Annotated in this window: 1 protein-coding gene; it reads right to left on the bottom strand. The window is 63.6% G+C overall.

What is annotated here, in order from left to right:
• Positions 1-250 (bottom strand): alkaline phosphatase PhoX (locus KVT32_RS30890; RefSeq protein WP_217619514.1); only part of this gene is annotated, 250 nt, incomplete at both ends.

Raw genomic sequence — 250 nt, 5'->3', positions numbered from 1 at the left:
GACCTTGGCCACGTACAGGGTGCCCGACGACAGGTCCTTTTCCTTGTCGGCGACGAACACGAAGTAGCCGCTGTTGGTGGCGTCGTCGCCCATCAGCACGGTGCGCTGGTCCGGCATCACCTGCACCAGCTCGTGCGAGATGCGGCCCATGCAGTAGTGGTTTTTGATCGAGGCGGTGTCGTCCGCATTGACCGTCACTTCCGCCATGTGGCCGTAGTTGGAGGGGTTGGCCGCGGTGTCGCAGCCGTAC

The sequence above is a fragment of the Achromobacter sp. GbtcB20 genome (assembly GCF_019091095.1).
GTDB classification, from domain to species: domain Bacteria; phylum Pseudomonadota; class Gammaproteobacteria; order Burkholderiales; family Burkholderiaceae_B; genus Achromobacter; species Achromobacter mucicolens.
The sequence above is the reverse complement of the archived record's forward strand: the minus strand, read 5'-3'. Positions and strand labels throughout refer to the sequence as shown.